This window comes from Neisseria sp. GT4A_CT1, assembly GCF_000227275.1.
GTDB lineage: Bacteria > Pseudomonadota > Gammaproteobacteria > Burkholderiales > Neisseriaceae > Neisseria.
Genome location: NZ_JH164972.1, coordinates 1 through 9,453, shown reverse-complemented (window position 1 = coordinate 9,453; position 9,453 = coordinate 1). Strand labels below are relative to the sequence as shown.

Below are 9,453 nucleotides of genomic sequence, written 5' to 3'. Positions count from 1 at the left end.
CCAAATCAACCAATACCTGACCGAGAAAAAACGCATCGAAGCTGAAAAAACCGAAGCGGAGCAGGCAGCGGCAAATACCGAGATTGCCGAGCAGCAGCCTAAAACGGATACAGGTGTGTTTAAGCCGGAATAAAAAATTTCAGGCAGCCTTTTTAATCAATGGAGAGCTAGATGTCTTCCAATTCTTTCTCTTTACAAGAAAACGATATTATTAAACGTTCAGAATTGCATGACCAATATGGCGGCAATAGACAAAGTGGTATTGCTGCTTCGGCAAAAACACCCAATATCTTCCTTTTTACTCACCCAGAAAAAGGCGAAAACCACGGCTATTATGATCGCTGGGATGAGAAGGGAACTACTCTATTTTATTGTGGTGAAGGGCAACGTGGTGATCAGCGTATGATAAATGGGAATAAAGCTCTCTTGGATCATAAACAGACAGGAAAAGCCATCCGTGTCTTTGCCAATGACACACTAAATGCTCATGTCCGATACATTGGTGAGTTTATATTAGATGAACATCAGCCTTATATAGTTAAAAAAGAACATGCAACTAATAATGGCCCAGAACGAAACGTATTTGAATTCTGCTTGCACAAAAAATCCAAATAATTTACCCCCGTTTAAACAAAAATTGAAAATCCCATGCTAACCATCTACAACACCCTGACCCGTCAAAAAGAACCCTTCACCCCCATCGATCCTAAAAACGTGCGTATGTACGTTTGCGGCATGACTGTTTACGACTACTGTCACTTAGGCCATGCCCGCGTGATGGTTGTGTTCGACATGATTGCCCGCTGGCTGCGCGAGTGCGGTTATCCGCTCACTTATGTGCGTAACATTACCGACATCGACGACAAAATCATCGCCCGTGCGGCTGAAAACGGCGAAACCATCGGCGAACTGACCGCGCGCTTCATTCAGGCTATGCACGAAGATGCCGATGCTTTGGGCGTATTGCGTCCCGACATCGAGCCGAAGGCGACGGAAAACATTCCGCAAATGATTGCCATGATTGAGACCCTGATTCAAAACGGCAAGGCTTATCCTGCTGCAAACGGCGACGTTTACTACGCCGTGCGCGAATTTGCCGCTTACGGACAATTATCGGGTAAATCGCTGGACGACCTGCGAGCGGGCGAGCGCGTGGAAGTGGATGGTTTCAAACGCGATCCGCTTGATTTTGTGTTGTGGAAAGCGGCGAAAGCAGGCGAACCTGCATGGGAAAGCCCGTGGGGCAACGGCCGTCCGGGCTGGCACATCGAATGCTCTGCCATGAGTGAAAACCTGTTCGGCGATACTTTCGACATTCATGGCGGCGGCGCGGATTTGCAGTTCCCGCACCATGAAAACGAAATTGCCCAAAGCGTCGGCGCGACGGGGCATACCTGCGGCCATGACCACGCGCAAACCCACCACGGTCAAAGCATTGCCAGCCACGTCAAATACTGGCTGCACAACGGCTTCATCCGCGTGGACGGCGAAAAAATGTCCAAATCGTTGGGCAACTTCTTCACCATCCGCGAAGTGTTGAAACAATACGACCCCGAAGTCGTGCGCTTCTTCATCCTGCGCGCCCACTACCGCAGCCCGTTGAACTATTCCGACGCGCATCTGGACGACGCCAAAGGCGCACTGACACGCCTGTACACCACCTTGAAAAACACTCCTGCTGCCGCGTTCGAATTGTCCGAAAATGCCAACGACTACACCCGCCGCTTCTACGCCGCCATGAACGACGATTTCGGTACGGTTGAAGCCGTTGCCGTGTTGTTTGAACTGGCAGGCGAAGTGAACAAAACCAATGATGTACACCTCGCCGGCTGCCTGAAAGCCTTGGGCGGCATCATCGGCCTGCTGCAACGCGACCCGACTGAGTTCCTGCAAGGCGGTGCGGTTTCAGACGGCCTCTCCAACGAAGAAATCGAAGACTTAATCGCCCGACGCAAACAGGCGCGCGCAGATAAAAACTGGGCGGAGTCCGACCGCATCCGCGACCTTCTGAACGAACACAAAATCATTCTGGAAGACAACGCCGGCGGTACGACTTGGCGGCGCGGCTAATTTGCTTTGATACGAAAAAAGGTCGTCTGAAAACATTTTCAGACGACCTTTATATATATTTGGTTGGAAATCGTGATGTGTGTACTTAATCTTCTATCAGGTTCTTCTTGATAACCGCAGGATTCCCAGCGGCGACGCAATACGGCGGCACATCTTTGGTTACTACGGCCCCTGCGCCGATGACTGCTCCTTTACCTACCCGGACGCCGCCCATAATAATCGCGCGCCGTCCGATCCAAACATCATCCTCAATCACAATCGGATTGATTTCCGTATAGCCCTCATATTTCAAAGTCTCACGATTAAACTTGTGATTATTGGAATAAAACAAACATTCCGGCCCCATCATGACATTATTTCCTATCGTCAGACCGTAGCATATTTCGCAATTGACACCGACCCCCGAGTTATCGCCGATCACCGTATCCGGCATGACATACGCACCTTTTTCAATATTGACGTTTTTGCCGATATGCGAGGAAATTCCCGATGCAAGGAAAGATCTGATTTTTTGAGAAGGCGGTCCTATAACCCTCATATAAGACTGAGGCAACATTCCGCCCAGTCCGCGCAGCAGCCAAGAACACATTTTTATTTTAATACTCATCCGATTTTCCATTTTGAGGACAGGTTCACATGAGACACGCGGTGTAAGATGAAGTTTATGAAAAATGGTAAATTTCGGTATATGCATAATCTGATTCACAATCACAAGCTACATAATGCTGTTTGTGATGGATTTGTTAGAATGAGTGTGGATTCGAATGAACAACGGCTTACTGCTTCAAAACCAATCTGCTGCCCGAATATACGGCTTGATAGCAGATAACACTAAAAACCTTATTTACAACAAATATCGCCCGGTCAAACGCCTGACAACAATACGTTATTCCAGTAAATTCGCTTACCATACCGAAAAATAACGATTTTTTAGGTTCTTAGCCAGAGTAAAGGTAATATCCTCTTGACAAACAAACAAAAATTATCAATAATCGCCAGCTTGTTTGAAGCATAGGCACATCCCCTATGCCCGCTTAATCGAAAGGAAACAATATGAAACAAGGTATCCACCCTAATTACCACGAAATCAACGTTACCTGCTCCTGCGGTAACAAATTCGTCACCAAATCCGCTCTGGAAAAAGACAGCTTCAACATCGAGGTTTGTTCTTTGTGCCATCCGTTCTACACCGGTACTCAAAAAATCGTCGACACTACCGGTCGCGTGGATAAATTCAACAACAAATTCGGCAACCTGTTCAAACGCTAATCGCCGATTTGTGACGAAAAAAGACTGCTTTACGCAGTCTTTTTTGTTTTCATGCCCTAAAAACAGTCAATTTGGAACTCAATGACATACTGCGTAGCGTAACAAACAACGGTTTATACGCCAATATGTTTTCATCATCAAGAATGGGTAAATGATTTATCTAAATTATTTGCTGAGTATTTGCCCGTCTTATGCAGATGATGTATTTGTGCAACATATTTTCACAATATGCAAAAAAGTTATGCAAAATACTTGCATTTAAATTTCATTTTTTTACAATTGTAGGCGCAACTTTCTTCAAGTGACTATCACCGTTAAGACCATGCGGTGTCCCTTTTTCAGTTTACGGGGAAAAGAGAAGCTTGAATAACGTCCTTACACCCACCACAAAAGGTAAAAAACATGAAAAAATTCAATGTAAAAGTATTAAGCATGGCTGTTGCGGCAGCCGTAGTGAGCGGCGCAGCGGCCGCAGAAGAAGTAAACTTCGCACAAGCCGTCACAGAAAAAAATCAGGGGAAAGCAGCATTTTTTACTGTTTTCGGCGAAGGTACGACGTTTGATAAAGATACCGGTAAGCTGACTTTCAAAAAAGATAGCGATGCACTGCTTTTGAAAACCTTAGAGTTAGAACAAACCATTAATGGTTTTGCGTCTGGTTCAAATTTCATTACAACTGATGCCAATGGTAAAAAAACCGTCCGTAAAGCCACTAATGAAGATATCGAAGCCGACAGCCTGAAAGGTGTAGGCTTGGCAGGTGGCCTTACTGCCGTCAATGCCCGCGTGGACAAATTGGCAGAAGAAACATCGGCTGCTTTAGATGATCAAGACGAAACCATCGAAGAACTGAAAACTGCCATTACCACCAATGGTAATCGTATTGCTGAAGTTGCCACGGGTGTGAACGATCTGAATAAATCAGTCACCAAAATGGGAGAGGACATTTCCTCCAAATTTGACGAAGTGGACAGTGAAATTTCCAAAGCTTCATCTGAGCTCTCCGAATCCATTGAAAAAGTAAGCGAAGACGTAACCGCAGTAAACACCCGTGTGGACAGCCTGGCACAAGACGCAGCGGATGCCAAAGCCAACGCCAAAGCCGCCGAAGACAAAGTAACCGCGCTTTCTGCTAACGTTGACAGCAAAATAAAAGAAGCCAAAGATGCCTCCGATAAAGCTGTGGATGCTGCTGATAAAGCCAAAGACGCCGCCGATAAAGCAGTGGATGCTGCTTCTAAAATTGATGCAGTTGCCGATAAAGCCGACCAGGCAAGCAAAGGCGTAGAAGTTTTGGCTAAATCACTGGAGGCGGTAACTGAACAAACTGCCTTATCCATTGCAGAAAACACTCAAAAATTTGATGGCTTTAAAGAAGGTGATGAAATCGTCGTTACCGATGATAAAGGTATCAAATCTATCAAAAAAGCTACCAAAGAAGATGTTGAGCAGGACGAATTTGGCGGACTGGGCTTGAAAGAAGTTGCAGCGAAACACGACCAAAGTCTTGCTGATTTGACCGCTGAGGCTGAAAGAGCTAAAAAGGCTGCCGAACAAGCCGCATTTGCAGCAATCGAAAATGCCCAAGAACTCAACGGTTTCAAAGAAAAAGATGAAATCATCGTTACCGATGACGATGGTGTTAAGTCTGTCAAAACAGCAACCAAAGAAGATGTTGAAGCCGACGAGTTTAAAGGTCTGGGCTTGAAAGAAGTTGTCGCAACGCACGATGAAGCGTTGGGTGACTTGACTGAAACCGTCAACGACAACAGCGAGGCATTAGTAAAAACCGCGGAAGTTGTTAACGCTATCAGCGCAGATGTGAATGCTAATAAAGCGGCAATCGAAACTAAAGCTGACAAAACTGATTTCGAAGAATTGGCAAAATACACTGCCGATATGGGCAAAAAAGTTAACGACATCGGTGACGAAGTTACCAGCCTGAGTGATGCGACTACAACAGCTGTTGCCCGTATTGATGAAGACATCGTTAATTTGAAAAAAGCAGGCTTAACTGCAGCCGATGCTTTAGAAGCTAACCGTCAAGACATCGATGCCAATAAAGCAGCAATTGCTGAAAATACTGCTTCTCTGAAAGAGCAAGAGAAAGCTAACGAAGGCTTTAACAATGCGATTGCTAGCTTGGATGAAGATATCAGTACTTTGAAAAAAGTAGGTTTGGCTGCAGCTGATGCGTTAGAAGTTAACCGCCAAGACATTGATGCTAACAAAGCAGCAATTGATAAAAAAGCCGACAAAGCTGATTTCGAAGAATTAGCAAAATATACTGCCGATATGGGCAAAAAAGTTAACGACATCGGTGATGAAGTAACTGCCCTGAGTGATGCAACTAGCGCAGCTATCACTCGTCACGATAAAGACATCGTTGACTTGGCACAAGCAGGTCTGAAAGCAACTGAGGCTTTAGAAGCCAACCGTAAAGATATTGATGCCAATAAGAAATACATCGGTGATCTCGCATTAGCTGGCAAAGCAGCTGCTGATGCTTTAGAAGCTAACCGTCAAGATATCGACGCCAACAAAGCAGCAATCGCTGAAAATACTGCCGCTCTTGAAGAGCAAAAAGAAGCTAACGAAGGCTTCAACAACGCCATCACCAGCCTGGATAAAGACATTGGTGACCTTGCCTTGGCAGGTAAAGCAGCGATGGAAGCTTTAGAAGTTAACCGTCAAGATATTGATGCCAACAAAGCAGCAATTGACAAAAAAGCTGATAAAGCTGATATTGAAACTGCTAAAAATGCAGCTGTTGAAGCTGAAAAATCAGCTAGGTCTGTACAAGGTTCTGTTGAAGTTGCCCAAAAATCTGCTGAAACTGCTGAAAGCCATGCCAAAGCTGCACAAACATCCGCTGATGCTGCCAATAATGTAGCAAGTGCGGCGCAAACTGCTGCTGCTCAAGCCCAAGATGCAGTTAAAGCTAATGCCACACAAGTTGCCGCTAACAAAGCCGATATTGCTACGCTGCAAACAGCAAGCAACCAACACGCTGCAGGCATTGCTAAAAACTCAGCGCGTATCGACAGCTTGGATAAAAACGTAGCTAATCTGCGCAAAGAGACCCGCCAAGGCCTGGCTGCACAAGCAGCCCTCAGCGGTCTGTTCCAACCTTACAGCGTTGGTAAGTTCAACGTTACCGCTGCTTTGGGTGGTTTCAAATCTGACACCGCAGTTGCAGTCGGTGCAGGCTACCGCTTCAATGAAAACTTTGCAGCTAAAGCCGGTCTTGCAGTGGGCACCTCTTCAGGCGGCTCTGCATCTTACAACGTAGGCGTGAACTACGAATGGTAATACTGGGTTAGTGTTAAATAGGTATCAAACCCGCAGCTATGCTGCGGGTTTTTTGTTTTGTCTGGCGGGTTTGCCCAAGCGTACATGAATCTCGAAGAAAAGGCTTAACTCCTGATGCCTATACATAAAGAGAGGTCGTCTGAAAACCCAATTTCAGTTTTCAGACGACCTCTCTTATATTCCCTGCTGATTACATTCCGGGGAACATTCCTTTCATGCCTTTCATACCTTTAGCCATACGCATCAGTTTGCCCAGTCCTTTCCCGCTAAACATCTTCATAACTTGTTGCGATTGTTCGAACTGTTTGAGCATTTTATTGACTTCCTCCACGCTGGTGCCGGCACCTGCGGCAATGCGGCGTTTGCGGCTGGCTTTGAGCAGGGCTGGATTAGCGCGTTCTTTGGGCGTCATGGAGTTGATGATGGCTTCGACTTTACCCATGGCTTTTTCTGCCGTGCCTTCGGGAATTTGTTTGGAAATCTGACCCAGTTCGCCCGGCATTTTTGACATCAGGCTTTCCAGTCCGCCCATATTACGCATTTGCTGGATTTGTTCTTTAAAGTCATTGAGGTCGAAGCCTTTGCCTTTTTGCAGTTTTTTCGCCATTTTGGCGGCGGCTTCTTCGTCTATGCCTTTTTGTACATCTTCAATCAGGCTTAACACGTCGCCCATGCCGAGGATACGGCTGGCGATGCGGTCCGGGTAGAAGGGTTCGAGTCCTGTGATTTTTTCACCGATACCGATAAATTTGATGGGTTTTCCGGTAACGTGGCGTACAGACAATGCCGCGCCGCCGCGTGAATCGCCGTCCATTTTGGTCAGGATGACGCCGGTCAGCGGCAAGGCTTCGTTAAATGCTTGTGCGGTGTTTACAGCGTCTTGACCCAACATGGCATCAACGACGAATAAGGTTTCTACGGGATTGACGGCTGCGTGCAGCGCTTTGATTTCATTCATCATCTCTTCGTCAATCGCCAAGCGTCCGGCGGTATCGACCATCAAGACGTCGTAAAAGTGTTTTTTTGCATAATCAATCGCAGCAGTGGCAATTTCGACAGGTTTCTGATTGGAATCGGAAGGGAAGAAGTCAATGCCGACTTGCTCAGCCAAAAGGCGCAACTGTTCAATAGCAGCAGGGCGGTACACGTCGGCTGAAACGACCAAGACTTTTTTCTTCTGTTCGTTTTTCAGCAGGCGGGCGAGTTTGCCGACGGTGGTGGTTTTACCGGCACCTTGCAGACCTGCCATTAAGACCACAGCAGGCGGTACAGCTGCCAAGTCCAAAGAGGAATTTTCCTTGCCCATCAATTCGATCAGGGCTTGGTTGACGACGCCGATAAAGGCTTGATCAGGGGTCAGGCTGCCGGCAACTTCCTGCCCGAGGGCTTTTTCTTTGACGTTGTTGACAAATTCTTTTACGACGGGCAGGGCTACGTCCGCTTCGAGCAGGGCAAGGCGGACTTCCCGCAGCGCCTCTTTGATGTTGTCTTCTGTCAGTTTTGCTTGACCGCGGATATTTTTGAAAACTTTACTAAAGCGGTTGGTTAAGTTGTCTAACATGCTTGTCCTTGGTAATGATAATAGCTGCCCTGTTCGGGGCATTCTTTGCTAAAATAAAATTGAGATTATTTTACACTATCGCGTGCGGTTATGTATGCGCGCCAAGAAAGTTTGTTATGCCGACTATCCTGATTTGCCTGATGCTGGTGTATGCTGGATTGGGTATATTCGTTTGGTTCAACCACAAGACCCAAGAGATTAAAGATTATCCTCTAAAAGCCGAATTAGCTGTTTTGGGTGCTGCGCTGACCATGCACGGTGCCGTATTGCTTATGCCTGTCATTCAAGACAAGATTTTGATTATGGGCTTTGGGTATTCCATCAGTTTGATTGTATGGTTGATGCTGCTGGTGTATTTCGTTGGTAGTTTTTTCTATCGTCTGCGCGGATTGCAGCTGCTTTTATACCCTTGTGCAGCGGTTACCTTATTATTGGGCGCGCTGTTTCCGGGTAAATATGTCGGTTACCAAATCAATGATTTGCCGTTTATGTCGCACATTGGTACATCGCTGCTGGCATACGGTTTATTCGGCATTGTGACATTGTTTGCCGTTTTGATTTTGCTGCTCAACCGTAACCTGCATAGGCGACGTGTTTCCAGTTTGTCCGGTTTTCTGCCGTCTTTACTGAGTTTGGAAAAGCTCATGTTCCAAGGGATGTGGGTAGGTTTTATTTTATTGACCTATTCGGTTGTCAGCGGGACATTTTTTGCAGAGGCTGTATTCGGTAAACCCGTTACATTTACCCATAAAACCGTATTCGGCATTCTCTCATGGATAATTTACGGTGCGTTGCTGCTTAAGCACAGTATGACGGCATGGCGGGGTAAAAAAGCAGCCGTTTGGACAATCATCGGGTTTGTCAGCCTAATGTTCGCTTATGTAGGAAGCAAGTTTGTATTGGAAATCTTGCTGCAGCGTTAAGATGAGAGTTATTCGGGTAATAGTGTATTTGGATTAATAAAGGTCGTCTGAAAGGGATTTCAGACGACCTTTGCTGTTGATTGAGTTTGGTTTGAGAATATTTTGAAATAAAAGTCTTTGTATTTCAGGTTGTTGTTAGGTTTTGTGGAATTTTTTGCGGTTTTGGGGGTTGACGGTTTTTGAGGAGGGGGGTATAGTTCGGTTCTTCGCTGCTTTGGCGGTGATTGAACGAACAGGTAAGTATATCACAGTTGGTCTGATTTTTCGAGGTTTATAAGAAAAGTTTTGATTGACAATGAGATGAAATGCTTTATAATT

8 protein-coding genes and 1 pseudogene are annotated in these 9,453 nt (G+C 46.0%); 6 read left to right on the top strand and 3 right to left on the bottom strand.

Features of this window, described 5'->3' with window-relative positions; genetic code table 11:
- The 3 genes and pseudogenes from HMPREF1028_RS14975 to cysS all read left to right on the top strand — a co-directional run.
- A pseudogene (locus HMPREF1028_RS14975) lies at positions 1 to 133 on the top strand (GTPase ObgE); the annotation flags it as partial.
- Between the two features lie 38 nt (positions 134 to 171).
- Positions 172 to 615 (top strand): restriction endonuclease, encoded by a 444-nt coding sequence (locus tag HMPREF1028_RS12345; protein WP_009313117.1) that lies wholly within the window; start codon positions 172 to 174, stop codon positions 613 to 615.
- 33 nt (positions 616 to 648) lie between these two features.
- Complete coding sequence (gene cysS / locus HMPREF1028_RS12340; protein ID WP_009313116.1) at positions 649 to 2,070, top strand: cysteine--tRNA ligase; 1,422 nt, start codon at positions 649 to 651, stop codon at positions 2,068 to 2,070.
- 85 nt (positions 2,071 to 2,155) lie between these two features.
- Here cysS and HMPREF1028_RS12335 read toward each other — a convergent pair whose 3' ends face one another.
- Positions 2,156 to 2,689 carry a DapH/DapD/GlmU-related protein gene (locus HMPREF1028_RS12335; RefSeq protein WP_094113087.1) on the bottom strand — a complete coding sequence of 178 codons (534 nt, stop codon included), beginning with the start codon at positions 2,687 to 2,689 and terminating at the stop codon, positions 2,156 to 2,158.
- 434 nt (positions 2,690 to 3,123) lie between these two features.
- Between HMPREF1028_RS12335 and rpmE the strand changes: the two genes are divergently transcribed.
- The gene (gene rpmE / locus HMPREF1028_RS12330) at positions 3,124 to 3,339 is read left to right on the top strand and encodes a 50S ribosomal protein L31 (RefSeq protein WP_003760375.1); all 216 of its coding nucleotides are present in this window, start codon (positions 3,124 to 3,126) and stop codon (positions 3,337 to 3,339) included.
- Positions 3,340 to 3,741: 402 nt separating this feature from the next.
- On the top strand, positions 3,742 to 6,651 hold the full coding sequence (locus tag HMPREF1028_RS12325; protein ID WP_009313113.1) for a YadA-like family protein: 2,910 nt from the start codon (positions 3,742 to 3,744) through the stop codon (positions 6,649 to 6,651).
- Positions 6,652 to 6,841: 190 nt separating this feature from the next.
- On the opposite strand, the gene ffh is transcribed toward HMPREF1028_RS12325, so the two are convergent.
- Complete coding sequence (gene ffh, locus HMPREF1028_RS12320) at positions 6,842 to 8,212, bottom strand: signal recognition particle protein (protein WP_009313112.1); 1,371 nt, start codon at positions 8,210 to 8,212, stop codon at positions 6,842 to 6,844.
- Between the two features lie 116 nt (positions 8,213 to 8,328).
- Between ffh and HMPREF1028_RS12315 the strand changes: the two genes are divergently transcribed.
- Positions 8,329 to 9,135, top strand: a complete 807-nt coding sequence (locus HMPREF1028_RS12315) for an inner membrane protein YpjD (RefSeq protein ID WP_036529793.1) — start codon at positions 8,329 to 8,331, stop codon at positions 9,133 to 9,135.
- A gap of 135 nt (positions 9,136 to 9,270) precedes the next feature.
- Here the strand turns inward: HMPREF1028_RS12315 and HMPREF1028_RS15650 are convergent.
- The coding region (locus tag HMPREF1028_RS15650; RefSeq protein WP_232203851.1) for a hypothetical protein at positions 9,271 to 9,453 on the bottom strand (183 nt) is incomplete at its 5' end.